This is a genomic window from Pseudomonas sp. FIP_A4 (assembly GCF_036701605.1).
GTDB classification, from domain to species: domain Bacteria; phylum Pseudomonadota; class Gammaproteobacteria; order Pseudomonadales; family Pseudomonadaceae; genus Stutzerimonas; species Stutzerimonas phenolilytica.
The window spans coordinates 245,290-260,396 of sequence record NZ_JAYDXP010000116.1; the positions used below are offsets into that span (position 1 = coordinate 245,290).

Here is a 15,107-nt window from a genome sequence, read left to right on the forward strand (position 1 = left end):
CGGGATGCAGATGAGTTACGAAATTTTCCTCGCCATCGGCATGTTTACCGCCATCGTGCTCGCGCTGGTGGTGATGATCCTGGCGGCACGCGCCAAGCTGGTTTCCAGCGGTGATGTCAGCATTGAGATCAACGGCGAGCGCACCATCACTGTGCCTGCCGGCGGCAAGCTGCTGCAGACGCTGGCGTCCAACAACATCTTCCTGTCGTCGGCCTGTGGCGGCGGCGGTACCTGTGCGCAGTGCAAGTGCATCGTCGAGAGCGGTGGCGGCGAGATGCTGCCCACCGAGGAGTCGCACTTCACCCGGCGCGAAGCTGGCGAGGGCTGGCGTTTGTCCTGCCAGACGCCAGTCAAGGCGGACATGAAGATCGAAGTGCCGGAGGAGGTCTTCGGCGTGAAGAAGTGGGAATGTACGGTCGAGTCGAACCCGAACGTCGCCACCTTCATCAAGGAGCTCACGCTCAAGCTTCCCGAAGGCGAGAACGTGGACTTCCGCGCTGGTGGTTATGTGCAGCTGGAATGTCCGCCGCACACCGTGCGCTACAAGGATTTCGACATTCAGCCGGAGTTTCGCGCCGATTGGGACAAGTTCGATCTATGGCGCTATGTCTCCAAGGTCGACGAGACCACTATCCGCGCTTATTCGATGGCCAACTACCCGGAAGAACGGGGCCTGGTCAAATTCAACATCCGGGTAGCGTCGCCACCGCCGGGACGTGACGATATCCCGCCGGGCAAGATGTCCTCCTGGGTGTTCAGCCTCAAGCCCGGCGACAAGGTGACCGTGTACGGTCCGTTTGGTGAATTCTTCGCCAAGGATACCGATGCCGAGATGGTCTTCATTGGTGGTGGCGCGGGCATGGCGCCAATGCGTTCGCACATCTTCGATCAGCTCAAGCGCCTGAAGTCCAAGCGCAAGATGAGCTTCTGGTATGGCGCGCGCTCGATGCGCGAGGCCTTCTATGTTGAGGAATACGACCAGCTACAGGCGGACAATCCGAACTTCCAGTGGCACCTGGCACTGTCCGATCCGCTGCCCGAAGACAACTGGCAGGGGCCGACCGGCTTCATCCACAACGTCCTTTTCGAGAACTACCTCAAGGATCATCCGGCGCCGGAAGACTGCGAGTTCTACATGTGCGGCCCGCCGATGATGAACGCCTCGGTAATCAAGATGCTCACCGAGCTGGGAGTCGAACCGGAGAATATCCTGCTCGACGACTTCGGCGGCTAGCACATGAGCCGAGCGATACTGCAGCCCGTCATCGCTGTCGCCTTGGCGGCGACGATGACGGGCTGCCTGTTTCAGGACAAGATCGAGTCCTTCGACGGCCCGACCATGGGCAGTACCTTTTCGATCAAGTACGTGCGCAGCAGTGGCGTGGCGGACAAACAGACACTGCAGCGGGAAACCTCGAACATCCTGACGGAACTCGACCGGCAACTCTCCACCTACCGTGCCGATTCCGATATCGAGCGTTTCAATGCGCTGCCGGCCGGCAGCTGCGAAGTGATGCCGCCCGCCGTGCGGTTGCTGGTCGAGGCTGGCGAGCAACTGTCACAGCAAACGGATGACGCTTTCGACCTGACCCTCGAACCGCTGCTGAACCTGTGGGGATTCGGTCCGCAAGGGCGTGTCGAGCAGACTCCTGGCGAGGCACAGATCGCCGAGGTAATGCAGCGAGTCGGTCACGAACACCTGCGTATCGAAGGCGAGCAGCTATGCAAGAACGCCGCTGTGGAAGTGGACTTCAACAGCATCGCTGCTGGCTATGCCGTGGACCGAGTGGCGCAGCGTCTGCAGGAGCTCGGTGTGAGCAGCTACCTGGTGGAGATCACCGGCGAACTCAAGGCACAGGGGCGCAAGCCCGATGGCGCACCTTGGCGGATCGCTATCGAGGCGCCGCGTGACGATCAGCGCGTTGCCCAGCAGGTCATTGAACTTGATGGCCTGGCAATTTCCACTTCGGGTGACTACCGCAACTACTTCGAGCGCGACGGCAAGCGTTATTCACATACGCTCGACCCGCAGACGGGGCGTCCGGTCGAGCATAAGCTGGCGTCGGTGACGGTGCTCGACGGTTCGGCCTTGCAGGCCGATGGTCTGTCGACCGCGTTGATGGTGCTAGGGCCCGAGCGTGGTTTCGAGTTCGCCAGCCAGCATCGGATCGCCGCGTTCTTCGTGATTCGCGAAGGACAGGGTTTCGTAACCAAGAGCACCGATCGCTTCGAACAAGTCATCGGTGCGGGAGCAAAGCAATGACCTGGCTACTGGTATTTCTGTTCATGCTGCTCGTGGTATCTGGCATGGCCATCGGTGTGATCATGGGCCGCAAGCCGATTGCCGGTTCCTGCGGTGGCATCGCCAATCTGGGCATCGAGAAAGAATGTTCGATCTGCGGCGGCAGTCGCGAGAAATGTGAAGAAGTGAACGAGGCGAGCAAGAGTCGCGGCGATAACGCGGCACTGGCTTACGACGCAGCCAAGCGCTGATTGTGCTTGCGGGCGCTGCCAGGTACTCGCCCGTACGGATGCGCTGGCTACCGCGCCAACGCGTAGGGTCGCCTCTGCCCGGCGTTCAGCGAATTTGTTGACAGCGGCGCTGGTTCGCCGCGTTCTCAGGAGTGTATATGGCTGTCTATAACTACGATGTGGTGGTGTTGGGTTCCGGTCCGGCTGGGGAGGGCGCGGCGATGAATGCCGTGAAGGCGGGGCGCAAGGTCGCCGTGGTGGACAATCGCCCGTTGGTAGGTGGTAACTGCACGCATCTGGGCACCATCCCGTCCAAGGCGCTACGTCACTCCGTCCGCCAGATCATGCAGTACAACACCAACCCGTTGTTCCGTCAGATTGGCGAGCCGCGCTGGTTCTCGTTTCCCGATGTGCTGAAGAGCGCCGAGAAAGTGATCAGCAAGCAGGTCACCTCGCGCACCGGCTACTACGCGCGCAACCGCATCGACACCTTCTTCGGCACCGCGAGCTTCTCCGACGAGCAGAGCGTCGAGGTGGTGTGCCTCAATGGCATGGTGGAAAAACTGGTCGCCAACCAGATCGTCATCGCCACCGGCTCGCGTCCGTATCGCCCGGCGGACATCGACTTCAACCACCCGCGCGTCTACGACAGCGATACCATCCTGAATCTCAGCCACACGCCGCGCCGGATGATCATTTACGGAGCTGGAGTGATCGGCTGCGAATATGCCTCGATCTTCAGTGGTCTTGGCGTTCTGGTCGACCTGATCGACAACCGCGACCAGCTGCTCAGCTTCCTCGACGACGAAATCTCCGATGCGCTGAGCTATCACCTGCGCAACAACAACGTGCTTATTCGCCACAACGAGGAATACGAGCGGGTCGAAGGCCTGGACAACGGGGTGATCCTGCATCTCAAGTCCGGCAAGAAGATCAAGGCCGATGCGTTCCTTTGGTGTAACGGCCGAACCGGCAACACCGACAAGCTGGGGCTGGAGAACATCGGTCTGAAGGCCAATAGCCGCGGACAGGTACAGGTGGACGAGTTCTATCGCACCGCGGTCGGCAATATCTACGCGGCTGGTGATGTGATCGGCTGGCCCTCACTGGCCAGTGCGGCCTATGACCAGGGACGTTCGGCCGCCGGCAGCATTGTTGACAACGACACCTGGCGCTTCGTCGACGACGTGCCGACCGGTATCTATACGATTCCGGAAATCAGCTCCATCGGTAAGAACGAGCGCGAGCTGACACAGGCCAAGATTCCCTACGAAGTCGGCAAGGCGTTCTTCAAGAGCATGGCGCGTGCACAGATCTCCTACGAGCCGGTCGGCATGCTGAAGATCCTTTTCCATCGCGAAACACTGGAAGTGCTAGGCGTGCACTGCTTCGGCTATCAGGCCTCGGAAATCGTGCATATCGGTCAGGCGATCATGAACCAGAAGGGCGAGGCGAATACCATCAAGTATTTCGTCAACACCACCTTCAACTACCCGACGATGGCCGAGGCCTATCGCGTTGCCGCGTTCGACGGGCTCAACCGGCTTTTTTGAGCGGCTCCGACCGGTGGCCTGAGCCGGTCGGAGGCACCAGCGATTCCCGCGACTGGCGTTGGCCGAACCGGGAAAGCCTGTGATCAGGTAGCGAAACGGCGCGGTTTCAGCCCGGATGCTCGGGCTGATGACCGTAGCCATTCGGGCCTGTCAGGCGCCGCAGCCGTCGTGGCCCAGCGTTTCGACAGCCAGGCCGGGAAAATCGGTGATCAGGCTGTCGACGCCGAAATCGGCGAGCCGGCGCATCAGCGCCGGTTCGTTGACCGTCCAGACCGACACGTGCAGCCCTTGCTGCTGAGCCTTCGCCAGACGCTCAGGCGTGCACAGCGTCCACTTCAGTGCAAGGAGCTGGCAGCCGTGGTGATGGGCGACCTTGAGCGGATCGAGCCAGGCGTATTCGGCAACCAGTCCGCGGGAAATCTCCGGCGTCAGGCGCCTGAGCGCATGCAGCACCTCGCGCGAACCTGACGTGACGGTGATGCGTTCGAGCAGACCATGGTGCTCGGCCAGTTCGCGGATCGCCAGTACCGTGCGCGCCGCACGTTCGCGCGAAGCGCTCTTGACCTCCAGTTGCCAGTGCTCGAAGTCGCACTTCTCGAACAGTTCGCTCAAACGCGGGATCGGGCAGGGTTGTTTCCAGCCCGGTCCCCCCAAGCGCGCGTCGTAACCGGCCAGTTCCTCGGCGGTGTGCTGGAGGACCTTGCCGCGCCGACCGGTGGTGCGCTTGAGGGTAGGGTCATGGATGACCATCAATTGGCCATCGCCAGACAGATGGAGGTCCAGCTCGCAGCGGCGAACGCCATGCTCCAGGCAGCGCTGAAAGCTGGCCAGGGTGTTTTCCGGCGCCTCGCCTTTGGCGCCACGGTGGCCGTAGATCAGGGTCACGGTAGGGACTGTTCCTGTGCAGGGTGAGTGGGCTGATGATGAAGCACGCTGTTGATCACTCGGTCGTTCTCGAAGTACACCGAGAACTCGCGGTAATCCCAGCGGAGGATCGGGGGTCTGCCGACTGTGGGATGCTCCTGGTCGGCGAGGCCGAAGCGTTCGAGAACGTCGTGCTTGTGCTCGCCCCGCGCGGGCACGTCGATGTTCGACGGGCCTTGCTGGCCCAGCGGTATACCGATTTCCTCGGCCACGGCGGGATTGCCAGCGAGCAGGAGCAGCAGATACGACAGGCGCAGCATGAATTCAGCTTCCTTGTAGAGGGCCACGGGCCAGACGCCGTTGCAGCGCCTGTTTCTGCAGGATATGCCTGGCCAGCAATTGCCGCTGTGCATCCGTCAGCGCTTCGAACTCGGTACCCAGCTGAAAGCCGCCTTCGGCGTCAGCCGCGCAATGGGTCACACGGGCCGGTAATCTCAGCCCCAGCCCCTGTGGCAGCAGGACCAGCTTGAGAGTGAGCAGTGTGCCGATCCCTAACGCGGTGTCATGGCGGAAGCTGACGCCGCCTTCGGAGAGCACCACCGTGCGCGCCGGGCCGATGTCCTTGAGCAGGTCTTGGGTCAGCGCCTGGCCGATCAGTTCGATGCGCTTGTTCTGTACCTTCAGGTAGCTGGCCAGCGTGCGGTTGCCTTCGGCGATCTGGCGCAGCAGGTGCTGGGCTTCGAAGTCCAACTGATGCAGCTCGCCGAGCAGATCGAACAGCTGCTGACGCTCGTCGTCCGAAGCGGTCGGCGGCTGGGTATCGGGGATGATTTCCAGTGCGATCCGGTCCTCGATACGATAGTATTCCCGGCGTTCTTCAGTGTCTTGTGTTGGCATGGCGATACCCAGGCAGCGTGATGGCCAGAGTGTATCAGGCCTTGGGACTATCCCTGTCGCATGCTCGTTTCTTCCCCCGCCAGCGAACCCGTCGATCTATGTTCAGACCGCTGTCCGTTTATATCGGAGCGCGTTATACCCGCGCCAAACGCCGCAGCCTCTTCGTTTCCTTCATATCGCTGACGTCCATGATCGGGCTGGCGCTCGGCGTGCTGGTGATGATCGTCGTGCTGTCGGTGATGAACGGCTTCGATCACGAGATGCGCACCCGGGTGCTCGGCATGGTGCCGCACGCCACCATCGAAAGCCCTGTGCCGGTGGACGACTGGCAGCAGCTGAGCGAGCGCCTTTCCCAGCACCCGCAGGTGGTCGCGGTGGCGCCGTTCATCCAGATGCAGGGTCTGCTGACGCACGAGGGGAAGGTCAGCAAGATCCTGATCAATGCGGTCGATCCGCAGATCGAGCCACAGGTTTCGATCATCGATCGCTTCTTCCGCGAGGGCGAGCTGGCCGCGCTCGCGCCCGGTGAGTTCGGCATCGTGATCGGTGACAAGGCGGCGCAGAAACTCGGCGTGGGCGTTGGCGACAAGCTCACCTTCGTTGCGCCTGAGGTGACGGTGACGCCGGCCGGCATGTTTCCGCGCATGAAACGCTTTACCGTAGTCGGCATCTTCCACGTCGGCGCCGGCGAGATCGACGGTTACGTTGCGCTGGCCAACATCGCCGATCTGGCTCGCCTGCACCGTTGGAAGCCCGATCAGGTCCAGGGGCTGCGCCTGCGTTTCGCCGATCTGTTCCAGGCGCCGCGGATCGCCTGGGAGCTAGCCGGTCAGCTGGACGGTGACTTCTATTCACGCGACTGGACGCGGACTCACGGCAACCTCTACCAGGCGATTCGCATGGAAAAGGCGATGATCGGCCTGTTGTTGTTGCTGATCGTCGCCGTGGCGGCGTTCAACATCATTTCGACACTGGTCATGGTGGTCACCGACAAGCGCGGCGACATCGCCATCCTGCGCACGCTGGGCGCGACGCCGCGGCAGATCATGGCGATCTTCATGGTGCAGGGCACGGTGATCGGTGTGGTCGGTACGGTGGTCGGTGCCGGTCTCGGCATCCTGGCGGCGCTGAATATCAGCAGCTGGATCGCCGCGCTGGAGCGGCTGATCGGCCACAAATTCCTCAGCGCCGATGTGTATTTCATCGACTACCTGCCGTCGCGGCTGATGGCCGCCGATGTCGTGCAGGTGTGCGTCGCGGCGCTGCTGCTGAGCTTTCTCGCCACCCTGTATCCGGCCTGGCGCGCCGCGCGCACCCAGCCGGCGGAGGCGCTTCGTTATGAGTGAACGAGTTATGCATGAGCTGTCCTCCCAAGATCGCGCGGTGCTCAGCTGCCGCAACCTGGGCAAGCGTTACGAACAGGGGCCGGAATCGGTCGATGTGCTGCGCTCACTGCAGCTGGAACTGTTTCCCGGCCAGCGCGTGGCAATCGTCGGCAGTTCCGGCTCCGGCAAGAGCACCCTGCTGAATCTACTGGGTGGGCTCGATACGCCGAGCGAGGGCAGCGTCTGGCTGGCCGGCGAGGAGCTGTCCGCGCTGAACGAGAAGGAGCGCGGCCTGCTGCGCAATCGCGCGCTGGGCTTCGTCTACCAGTTTCACCACCTGCTGCCGGAATTCACCGCGCTGGAGAACGTCTGCATGCCGTTGCTGATTGGCAAGGTGGCGATCCCCGAGGCGCGCCAGCGTGCCGGCGAGTTACTGGCCCGCGTGGGGCTCGGTCACCGCCTGGAGCACAAGCCGGCCGAGCTCTCCGGTGGCGAGCGCCAGCGGGTGGCGATCGCCCGTGCACTGGTCAACCGGCCGGCGCTGGTACTGCTCGACGAGCCGACTGGCAACCTGGACCATCACACCGCGCAGGGCATTCAGGATCTGATGCTGGAGCTGAGCACCTCGCTGCGTACCGCGTTCCTGGTGGTTACTCACGATCGCCAGCTGGCGGCGCAGATGGATCAGGTTTTGCGCCTGGAAGACGGCCGACTGGTGGCCGAATAATGTTCCGCCCGCTGAGCGTCTTCATCGGCAGCCGCTATACCCGTGCCAAGCGGCGCAATCACTACATCTCGTTCATTTCCCTGACCTCGCTGATCGGACTGTCGCTGGGGGTGCTGGCGATGATTCTGGTGCTGTCGGTGATGAACGGCTTTCAGCGTGAGATGAGCGCACGGATTCTCGGCATGGTGCCGCACGCCACGATCGACGGTAGTCAGCCGCTCGACGACTGGCAGGCGCTGGCGCAGCGGTTGCGGACGCACCCCGAGGTGCAGGCCGCAGCGCCGCTGACCCAGCTCGAGGGCATGCTCTCGTTCAAGGGCAGCATGCAGCCGATCCAGATCAGCGGGATCGAGCCGCAGGTCGAAGGCGACGTCTCGATCGTCGCTTCGCGCATGGTTGCCGGCAGTCTCGATGACCTCCGGGCGGGCGAGTTCGGTGTGATCATCGGCATGATCACCGCCCGGCGCTTCGGCCTTTCGGTCGGCGACAAGCTGACCCTGATCGTACCGGAAGTCAGCGCGACCCCCGGTGGCATCACCCCGCGCATGCAGCGCTTGAACGTCGTTGGCGTGTTCAAGGTCGGCGCCGATCTGGATGGCAGCCTGGCGCTGATCCATCGCGCCGACGCCGCGCAAATTCGCCGCTGGCAGCCGGAGCAGGTGCAGGGCGTGCGGGTCAAGCTGGACGACCTTTATCGCGCACCGCAGGTGGCTGGGCAATTGCTGGCTCAGTTGGGCGAAGGCTACCGTGCGGAGGATTGGTCGCATACGCAGGGCAGCCTGTTCAGCGCGATGAAGATGGAGAAGACCATGATCGGCGTGTTGCTGATGCTGATCGTGGCGGTCGCGGCATTCAACATCATCGCCACGCTGATCATGGTCGTGGCCGATAAACGCGCGGACATCGCCATCCTGCGCACGCTGGGCGCAACGCCACGGCAGATCATGGCGATCTTCATGGTGCAGGGCAGTCTGATCGGCATCAGCGGTACGTTGATCGGCATCGTGCTCGGTGTGCTCGGCGCGTTGAACGTGAGCGAACTGGTCGGCTGGCTAGAGCGGGTGACCGGCCAGCATATCTTCAGCTCCGACGTGTACTTCATCAGCACGCTGCCATCGGAGTTGCGCTGGGAGGATGTGGCGATCGTCGCCGTATCGGCGTTGAGCCTGAGCTTCCTGGCGACGCTGTATCCAGCCTGGCGCGCCGCGCAGACGCAGCCAGCGGAGGCGCTGCGTTACGAATAAGGGCGTAGCTGGCGCCGGCCGTTCTGCCGCCGGCGCCAGCTACGCCCGACCCACCAGCGCCAATAGGCCTGCGTGCCAACATAGCCCAGCACGGCAGAACCGATTGCCGCTACCAGCGAGCCGAGATACAGCGGCTGCCAGTTGTTCTGCAGCAGCTGCGTCACCCAGGCCAGGGTGAGTTCATCCGGCATGCTCAGTGCGGGTGCATCCATCAGCCAGGCGCCGAGCTTGTACGTGCAGAAGAACACCGGCGGCATCGTCAGTGGATTGGTCAGCCAGACCAGGCCGATGGCGATTGGCAGGTTGGCTCTGGCTGGCAGGGCGCAGCTCGCTGCAGCGAGCATCTGCATGGGCATGGGAATCAGCGCCCAGAACAGACCGATGGCCATGGCCCGGGATACCGAATGGCGATTGAGATGCCACAGGTTGGGATCGTGAATCAGCGCGCCGAGAAATCGCAGCGACTTGTTAGTCTTGATGCGGTCGGGATGCGGCATGTAGCGTTTGAAGAAGCGACGCGGCATGGAGATTCTCGGGCGAACGGAGCTCGGCGAATTATGCGCTGTTTACCGTGCAGGATCGGCAGCGCTTTTGTCACATAAGGTCTCCTGTCCGATAGGGCGCGGTAGGCGCGGTACGACTTCCGGGGAATGGATTCCGAGGAGGAAAAGAACATGCGGGCAGGGATGCTGGCATTGGCCATGGGTTTGTTGTTGCCGCGCTTTCTGCCGGAGTTGCCAGCGGCCTGGGCATTGATTGTGCTGGGCATGTTGGGGCTGCTGTGCCTGTTGCGACCAGCATCCCGGCCGCTGGCCTGGTTGTGTTTCGGCCTGCTCTGGGCGTCTCTGCAGATGCAGGCGGCGCTGGACGGGCGGCTCGCCAGCGAACTCGACGGTCGCACGTTCTGGCTCGAAGGTCAGGTGCTCGGGCTGCCGGCCGCGCAGGACGGTGTGGTGCGCTTCGAACTCGGCGACATCCGCTCGCGGCACGCCGGCTTGCCGCCGCGCCTGCGCCTGGCTTGGTATGGCGGTCCGCAGCTGCGCGCCGGTGAGCGTTGGCGGCTGGCAGCGCGGCTGAAACGCCCGCATGGACTGGTTAACCCGCATTCGTTCGATCATGAGGCCTGGCTGCTAGCGCACCACATCGGCGGGACCGGAACGGTCAAAACCGGCGAGCGTCTGCAGGAAGCGGTTGGTGCCGGTAGCTGGCGCGATCGCTTGCGTGCCCGGCTGTTGACTGTCGAGGCGCAGGGCCGGCAGGGCGCGATCGCGGCGCTGGTGGTCGGCGATAGCTCGGGCCTGTCACCAACGGATTGGCGCATCCTGCAGGACACCGGGACGGTGCACCTGATGGTCATCTCCGGCCAGCATGTAGGCATGCTGGCCGGCCTGCTGTACGGGCTGGTGGCGCTGTTGGCGCGCATCGGTTGGTGGCCGCGACATCTGCCGTGGCTGCCCTGCGCCTGTACGGCGGCCTTCGCTGGCGCCCTCGGTTACGGCTGGCTGGCCGGGTTCGAGGTGCCGGTCCAGCGGGCCTGCGTGATGGTGGCAGTGGTGCTGCTCTGGCGTCTGTGCTTTCGTCAGCTGGGTGTCTGGCTACCGCTGCTGATCGCGCTCGACGGTGTCCTGTTGTTCGATCCGCTGGCCAGTCTGCAGCCGGGGTTCTGGCTGTCCTTCGGCGCCGTCGCCTTGCTCGCCTTGACGTTCTCCGGACGACTGGGCGCCTGGCGCTGGTGGCTGACTCTACCGCGTGCGCAGTGGGCGATGGTGGTGGGCTTGCTGCCCTTGATGCTGGCGTTGGGGCTGCCGATCAGCGCCAGCGGGCCCTTGGCGAATCTACTGGCAGTGCCCTGGGTTGGTCTCACGGTGCCGGTGGCGCTGCTCGGCACCGCGCTGCTGCCATTGTCAGGCCTTGGCGAAGGTCTGCTGCTACTGGCGGGCGGGTCGCTGGCATGGCTGTTCCAGTTGCTGGAGCTGTTCGCGGACTGGCAGGCAGCCTGGATAGTGGAGAGCCTGCCGCTCTGGGCCTGGTCGCTGGCGACGGTGGGCGCGCTGGTGTTGCTGCTGCCCGCCGGCGTGCCGTTCCGTGCGCTGGGTGCGCTGCTCCTGCTGCCACTGCTGTATCCGTCGACGCCGCTGCCGCTTGCCGGCAAAGCCGACGTCTGGGTGTTCGATGTTGGGCAAGGCCTCTCGGTGCTGGTGCGCACCCGCTCCCATGCCTTGCTTTACGATGCCGGCCCACGCCACGGTGACTTCGACACGGGTGAGCGAATCGTCTTCCCGTCGTTGCGGCGGCTGGGAGTGGATCGGCTGGACGTGCTGCTGATCAGTCATGCCGACAGCGATCATGCCGGCGGCGCGATGGCCGTGCAGCGACTGCTGCCGACGCAGCGAGTGCTCGGCGGCGAACCGGCGCGACTGCCGGCGGTGCTGCAGGCGCAATCCTGCGAGAGTCAGACCTGGCGGTGGGACGGCGTGCGCTTCGGCCTCTGGCGCTGGGTGCAGGCGGCGGACGGCAACCAGTCGTCCTGCGTGCTGATGATCGAGGCGGGAGGCGAGCGCCTGCTACTGACCGGCGATATTGATGCGCGGGCGGAACAGGCGCTGGTGCAGAGCGACTGGCCGCTGGCGGCGCACTGGCTGCTGTTACCGCATCACGGCAGCAACAGTTCCTCTTCGCTGCCTTTTCTTTCGGCGGTACGGCCGCAGAATGCGCTGATCTCACGCGGCCGTCACAATGCGTTTGGTCATCCTCATCCGATGGTCATCGGACGCTTGCAAGACCTAGGCGTGCGGCTGTACGACACTGCCGAGTCAGGCGCGCTGAAGGTTGAACTGGGGGCGTTTCACGAAGCGCGTGGTTTGCGCGAGCAGCGCCGATTCTGGCGGGAAAAATGAGAACGGCGGCGGTCGGCGGGCTGCGGACCCTATGCTAGAGTGGCGCCACTTTTTCGAGGGGGATTCGTCTCGTGTGGGAGCTGGTCAAAGCGGGCGGCTGGATAATGCTGCCGATCATTCTGTGTTCAATCGTAGCCGCCGCGATCATTGCCGAGCGGCTGTGGACGCTGCGTCCGAGCCGGGTCACGCCGCCGCATCTGCTCGGTCAGGTGTGGAAGTGGATCAAGGAAAAGAAGCTCAGCAACCAACGGCTCAAGGAGCTGCGCGCCGATTCGCCGCTGGGCGAGATCCTCGCCGCCGGGTTGGCCAACTCCAAGCGCGGCCGCGAGATCATGAAAGAGTGCATTGAGGAAGCTGCGGCCCGTGTGGTGCATGACCTGGAGCGCTATCTCAATGCGCTCGGTACGATCGCCGGCATCGCGCCATTGCTCGGTCTGCTGGGTACCGTGCTGGGTATGATCGAGATCTTCAGCGCCTTCATGGGGTCGGGCATGGCCAATGCGCCGCAACTCGCCGGCGGGATCGCCAAGGCGCTGATCACCACCGCGGCGGGCCTTATCGTGGCGATTCCGGCACTGTTTTTCCATCGCTTCCTGCTGCGTCGTGTCGATGAACTGGTGGTCGGCATGGAGCAGGAGGCGATCAAGCTGGTCGAGGTGGTCCAGGGCGACCGCGATGTCGATCTGGACGAGGGCAAGGCGTGAAATTCCGGCGCAAACCGCGGGAGAACGTCGAAATCGGCCTGGCGCCGCTGATCGACGTGGTCTTCATCCTGCTGCTGTTTTTCGTGGTTACCACCACCTTCACTCGCGAGACACAACTGCAGGTGGATCTGCCGGAAGCGGCCAGTGGCACGCCGCCGGAGCAGACCGAAGTCAAGCAGCTGGAAGTCGTCATCGATGTTGACGGCAACTATTCGCTCAACGGCAAGGCTCTGCTCAAGAGCGACCTGAATTCGCTGATGGCGGCGTTGAGCAAGGAGGCTGAGGGCGACAACAGCCTGCCGATGATCATCAGCGCGGACGGCAAGACGCCCCATCAGGCGGTAATCACCGCGATGGATGCCGCCGGCAAGCTGGGTTTCGCGCATCTGCGCATCACCACCGTCGAGGCGCAGGCGGCGCCTTGATGTCGTTCGCCGAGCGGCTGCAACGCGCCTGGTATCGCGGGCATCCCGCGCTGCACCTGCTGGCACCGCTGGAGGCGCTTTATCGGGCGGTTGTCGAACGCAAGCGTCGGCGCTTTCTGGCCGGGCAGGGCGACAGCTACCGGGCGCCGGTGCCGGTCATCGTGGTCGGCAATATCACGGTCGGGGGTACCGGCAAGACACCGCTGATCCTCTGGTTGATCGAGCATTGCCGTGCACGTGGCCTGCGAGTCGGGGTAGTCAGTCGCGGCTACGGCGCGACCCCGCCGACGGTGCCGTGGCGGGTGCGGGCGGAGCAGGCGGCGAGTGAAGCGGGCGACGAACCCCTGCTGATCGTGCAGCGAACCGCCGTACCACTGATGATCGATCCTGACCGCGCCCGCGCCGTGCGTGCACTGCTGGCAAGTGAGCCGCTGGATCTGATCCTGTCCGACGACGGCCTGCAGCACTATCGTCTGGCGCGCGATCTGGAGCTGGTGCTGATCGATGCCGCACGCGGGCTCGGCAACCGTCGCTGCCTGCCAGCCGGGCCCCTGCGCGAACCGGCCGAGCGCCTGCGGACGGTGGATGCGGTGTTGCTCAATGGCGCGCAGGCGGATGCTCCAGAAGGCTATGCCTTCCGTCTGCGGCCTTCGGCGCTGATCGAGCTGCACAGCGGCGAGCGCTGGCCACTCGACCATTTTCCGCCGGGGCAGAGGCTTCACGCCGTCGCAGGTATCGGCAATCCGCAGCGTTTCTTCTCCACGCTCGAGGCGCTACACTGGCGCCCGATTCCGCACGCCTTCGCCGATCATGCCGCCTACAGCACGCTGCAGCTGCAGTTCGCTCCCGAGCTGCCGCTGGTAATGACCGAGAAGGATGCGGTGAAATGCCGGGCGTTCGCGCCCCCGGGCTGGTCCTATCTGCAGGTCGAGGCAGCGCCGTCGGCGGCGTTCGTGACCTGGTTTGACGAACAACTGGCCCGACTGCTGCCCGCTCACTCATAAGCCGTCCGATCTGCCGATGCAGTCGGCTGCTTTCCAAGGACTGCGCATGGACACCAAACTCCTCGATATTCTGGCCTGCCCGCTGTGCAAGGGGCCGCTGAAGCTGGCCGACGACAAATCCGAACTGATCTGCAAGGCCGACGGCCTGGCCTTCCCGGTGCGCGACGGTATTCCGGTGATGCTGGAAGGGGAAGCTCGTACCCTCGATGTGGATGAGCGTCTGGACAAATGAGCACCCCCTACACCGTGGTGATTCCGGCTCGCTATGCCTCCAGCCGCCTGCCGGGGAAGCCGCTGCAAGATATTGTCGGCAAGCCGATGATCCAGCACGTCTGGGAGCAGGCCAGCCGCAGCGCAGCGCAGCGTGTAGTGGTGGCGACCGACGACGAGCGGATTCTCAGCGCTTGCGCCGCCTTCGGTGCCGAGGCTGTGCTGACGCGCATCGAGCACAATTCCGGGACCGACCGCCTGGCCGAAGTGGCTGGTCTGCTCGGTCTGGATGCCGAGGCCATCGTCGTCAACGTGCAGGGCGATGAGCCACTGATCCCGCCGGCGGTCATCGACCAGGTTGCGGCGAATCTGGCGGCGCATCCTGAGGCGGCGATCGCGACCCTGGCCGAGCCGATCATCGATGCGACGACGCTGTTCAATCCAAACGCGGTGAAGGTGCTGGCGGATATCAACGGTCTCGCTCTGACCTTCAGCCGCGCCCCGCTGCCGTGGGCGCGTGATGCCTTCGCGCAGAACCGCGAGGCATTGCCGCAAGGCGTGCCGTACCGCCGGCACATCGGCATCTACGCCTATCGCGCCGGGTTCCTGGCCAACTTCGTGGCCTGGGGGCCGTGCTGGCTGGAGAACACCGAATGCCTTGAGCAGCTGCGGGCACTTTGGCATGGCCAGCGTATTCACGTCGCCGATGCCATCGAGGCGCCGCCGGCGGGAGTGGATACGCTCGAGGACCTCGAGCGGGTCCGGCGTCTGCTGGGACATTAAGC

General features: G+C 63.9%; 17 protein-coding genes. 13 read left to right on the plus strand and 4 right to left on the minus strand.

All coding sequences use genetic code 11. From position 1 onward, the window contains the following. The first annotated feature begins 10 nt into the window (after positions 1 to 10). The 4 genes from nqrF (at position 11) to sthA (ending at position 4,025) form a co-directional block, all read left to right on the plus strand. Positions 11 to 1,234, plus strand: coding sequence for an NADH:ubiquinone reductase (Na(+)-transporting) subunit F (nqrF, locus tag U8L64_RS04955; RefSeq protein WP_043299346.1), 1,224 nt, complete (start codon positions 11 to 13; stop codon positions 1,232 to 1,234). 105 nt (positions 1,235 to 1,339) lie between these two features. Next, positions 1,340 to 2,263, plus strand: a complete 924-nt coding sequence (locus tag U8L64_RS04960; protein ID WP_234303425.1) for an FAD:protein FMN transferase — start codon at positions 1,340 to 1,342, stop codon at positions 2,261 to 2,263. Continuing rightward, a complete protein-coding gene (gene nqrM, locus U8L64_RS04965; protein WP_043299348.1) occupies positions 2,260 to 2,493 on the plus strand; it encodes a (Na+)-NQR maturation NqrM in 234 nt (77 codons plus the stop codon). The genes U8L64_RS04960 and nqrM overlap by 4 nt, the downstream gene beginning before the upstream one ends. Before the next feature lie 137 nt (positions 2,494 to 2,630). Continuing rightward, positions 2,631 to 4,025, plus strand: a complete 1,395-nt coding sequence (sthA, locus tag U8L64_RS04970; protein ID WP_138300232.1) for a Si-specific NAD(P)(+) transhydrogenase — start codon at positions 2,631 to 2,633, stop codon at positions 4,023 to 4,025. Positions 4,026 to 4,175: 150 nt separating this feature from the next. Here sthA and U8L64_RS04975 read toward each other — a convergent pair whose 3' ends face one another. Genes U8L64_RS04975 through U8L64_RS04985 form a run of 3 tightly spaced genes read right to left on the minus strand, consistent with a single transcriptional unit; the run spans position 4,176 to position 5,786 of the window. Next, entirely contained in the window at positions 4,176 to 4,910 is a 735-nt protein-coding gene (locus U8L64_RS04975) for a glycerophosphodiester phosphodiesterase (protein WP_043299350.1), read from the minus strand. Next, positions 4,907 to 5,209: a hypothetical protein gene (locus U8L64_RS04980; protein ID WP_054095091.1), complete on the minus strand. Its 303-nt coding sequence runs from the start codon at positions 5,207 to 5,209 to the stop codon at positions 4,907 to 4,909. Before U8L64_RS04980 ends, U8L64_RS04975 begins: the two co-directional genes overlap by 4 nt. Positions 5,210 to 5,213: 4 nt before the next feature. After that, positions 5,214 to 5,786, minus strand: a complete 573-nt coding sequence (locus U8L64_RS04985; protein ID WP_054095090.1) for a PilZ domain-containing protein — start codon at positions 5,784 to 5,786, stop codon at positions 5,214 to 5,216. Between the two features lie 98 nt (positions 5,787 to 5,884). On the opposite strand from U8L64_RS04985, the gene U8L64_RS04990 reads away from it, so the two are divergent. Genes U8L64_RS04990 through U8L64_RS05000 form a run of 3 tightly spaced genes read left to right on the plus strand, consistent with a single transcriptional unit; the run spans position 5,885 to position 9,082 of the window. Beyond that, positions 5,885 to 7,132, plus strand: a complete 1,248-nt coding sequence (locus U8L64_RS04990; RefSeq protein WP_043299355.1) for a lipoprotein-releasing ABC transporter permease subunit — start codon at positions 5,885 to 5,887, stop codon at positions 7,130 to 7,132. Positions 7,133 to 7,139: 7 nt separating this feature from the next. After that, positions 7,140 to 7,838: a lipoprotein-releasing ABC transporter ATP-binding protein LolD gene (lolD, locus tag U8L64_RS04995; protein ID WP_237264293.1), complete on the plus strand. Its 699-nt coding sequence runs from the start codon at positions 7,140 to 7,142 to the stop codon at positions 7,836 to 7,838. Further along, positions 7,838 to 9,082: a lipoprotein-releasing ABC transporter permease subunit gene (locus tag U8L64_RS05000; protein WP_054095088.1), complete on the plus strand. Its 1,245-nt coding sequence runs from the start codon at positions 7,838 to 7,840 to the stop codon at positions 9,080 to 9,082. Before lolD ends, U8L64_RS05000 begins: the two co-directional genes overlap by 1 nt. Here the strand turns inward: U8L64_RS05000 and U8L64_RS05005 are convergent. Then, on the minus strand, positions 9,073 to 9,606 hold the full coding sequence (locus tag U8L64_RS05005) for a DUF2062 domain-containing protein (RefSeq protein ID WP_054095087.1): 534 nt from the start codon (positions 9,604 to 9,606) through the stop codon (positions 9,073 to 9,075). The genes U8L64_RS05000 and U8L64_RS05005 overlap by 10 nt on opposite strands. Positions 9,607 to 9,756: 150 nt before the next feature. Here U8L64_RS05005 and U8L64_RS05010 point away from each other — a divergent pair, with 150 nt between their 5' ends. From U8L64_RS05010 to kdsB, 6 genes are all read left to right on the plus strand, one after another. Next, positions 9,757 to 11,979: a DNA internalization-related competence protein ComEC/Rec2 gene (locus tag U8L64_RS05010; RefSeq protein ID WP_333394499.1), complete on the plus strand. Its 2,223-nt coding sequence runs from the start codon at positions 9,757 to 9,759 to the stop codon at positions 11,977 to 11,979. A 71-nt stretch (positions 11,980 to 12,050) separates the two neighbouring features. Next, positions 12,051 to 12,683 carry a MotA/TolQ/ExbB proton channel family protein gene (locus U8L64_RS05015; RefSeq protein WP_043299365.1) on the plus strand — a complete coding sequence of 211 codons (633 nt, stop codon included), beginning with the start codon at positions 12,051 to 12,053 and terminating at the stop codon, positions 12,681 to 12,683. Then, on the plus strand, positions 12,680 to 13,108 hold the full coding sequence (locus tag U8L64_RS05020) for an ExbD/TolR family protein (RefSeq protein ID WP_043299366.1): 429 nt from the start codon (positions 12,680 to 12,682) through the stop codon (positions 13,106 to 13,108). The genes U8L64_RS05015 and U8L64_RS05020 overlap by 4 nt, the downstream gene beginning before the upstream one ends. After that, entirely contained in the window at positions 13,108 to 14,112 is a 1,005-nt protein-coding gene (lpxK, locus tag U8L64_RS05025; RefSeq protein ID WP_234302613.1) for a tetraacyldisaccharide 4'-kinase, read from the plus strand. The genes U8L64_RS05020 and lpxK overlap by 1 nt, the downstream gene beginning before the upstream one ends. Positions 14,113 to 14,158: 46 nt before the next feature. Next, positions 14,159 to 14,344, plus strand: coding sequence for a Trm112 family protein (locus tag U8L64_RS05030; RefSeq protein ID WP_008570668.1), 186 nt, complete (start codon positions 14,159 to 14,161; stop codon positions 14,342 to 14,344). After that, on the plus strand, positions 14,341 to 15,105 hold the full coding sequence (gene kdsB / locus U8L64_RS05035; RefSeq protein ID WP_234302612.1) for a 3-deoxy-manno-octulosonate cytidylyltransferase: 765 nt from the start codon (positions 14,341 to 14,343) through the stop codon (positions 15,103 to 15,105). Before U8L64_RS05030 ends, kdsB begins: the two co-directional genes overlap by 4 nt. The last annotated feature ends 2 nt before the right edge of the window (positions 15,106 to 15,107 follow it).

Bases quoted from the DNA above. Each gene is read 5' to 3' on its own strand.
- nqrF (WP_043299346.1), top strand. From the start codon at position 11: ATGAGTTACGAAATTTTCCTCGCCATCGGCATGTTTACCGCCATCGTG.
- U8L64_RS04960 (WP_234303425.1), top strand. From the start codon at position 1,340: ATGGGCAGTACCTTTTCGATCAAGTACGTGCGCAGCAGTGGCGTGGCG.
- nqrM (WP_043299348.1), top strand. From the start codon at position 2,260: ATGACCTGGCTACTGGTATTTCTGTTCATGCTGCTCGTGGTATCTGGC.
- sthA (WP_138300232.1), top strand. From the start codon at position 2,631: ATGGCTGTCTATAACTACGATGTGGTGGTGTTGGGTTCCGGTCCGGCT.
- U8L64_RS04980 (WP_054095091.1), bottom strand. From the start codon at position 5,209: ATGCTGCGCCTGTCGTATCTGCTGCTCCTGCTCGCTGGCAATCCCGCC.
- U8L64_RS04985 (WP_054095090.1), bottom strand. From the start codon at position 5,786: ATGCCAACACAAGACACTGAAGAACGCCGGGAATACTATCGTATCGAG.
- U8L64_RS04990 (WP_043299355.1), top strand. From the start codon at position 5,885: ATGTTCAGACCGCTGTCCGTTTATATCGGAGCGCGTTATACCCGCGCC.
- lolD (WP_237264293.1), top strand. From the start codon at position 7,140: ATGCATGAGCTGTCCTCCCAAGATCGCGCGGTGCTCAGCTGCCGCAAC.
- U8L64_RS05000 (WP_054095088.1), top strand. From the start codon at position 7,838: ATGTTCCGCCCGCTGAGCGTCTTCATCGGCAGCCGCTATACCCGTGCC.
- U8L64_RS05005 (WP_054095087.1), bottom strand. From the start codon at position 9,606: ATGCCGCGTCGCTTCTTCAAACGCTACATGCCGCATCCCGACCGCATC.
- U8L64_RS05010 (WP_333394499.1), top strand. From the start codon at position 9,757: ATGCGGGCAGGGATGCTGGCATTGGCCATGGGTTTGTTGTTGCCGCGC.
- lpxK (WP_234302613.1), top strand. From the start codon at position 13,108: ATGTCGTTCGCCGAGCGGCTGCAACGCGCCTGGTATCGCGGGCATCCC.
- U8L64_RS05030 (WP_008570668.1), top strand. From the start codon at position 14,159: ATGGACACCAAACTCCTCGATATTCTGGCCTGCCCGCTGTGCAAGGGG.
- kdsB (WP_234302612.1), top strand. From the start codon at position 14,341: ATGAGCACCCCCTACACCGTGGTGATTCCGGCTCGCTATGCCTCCAGC.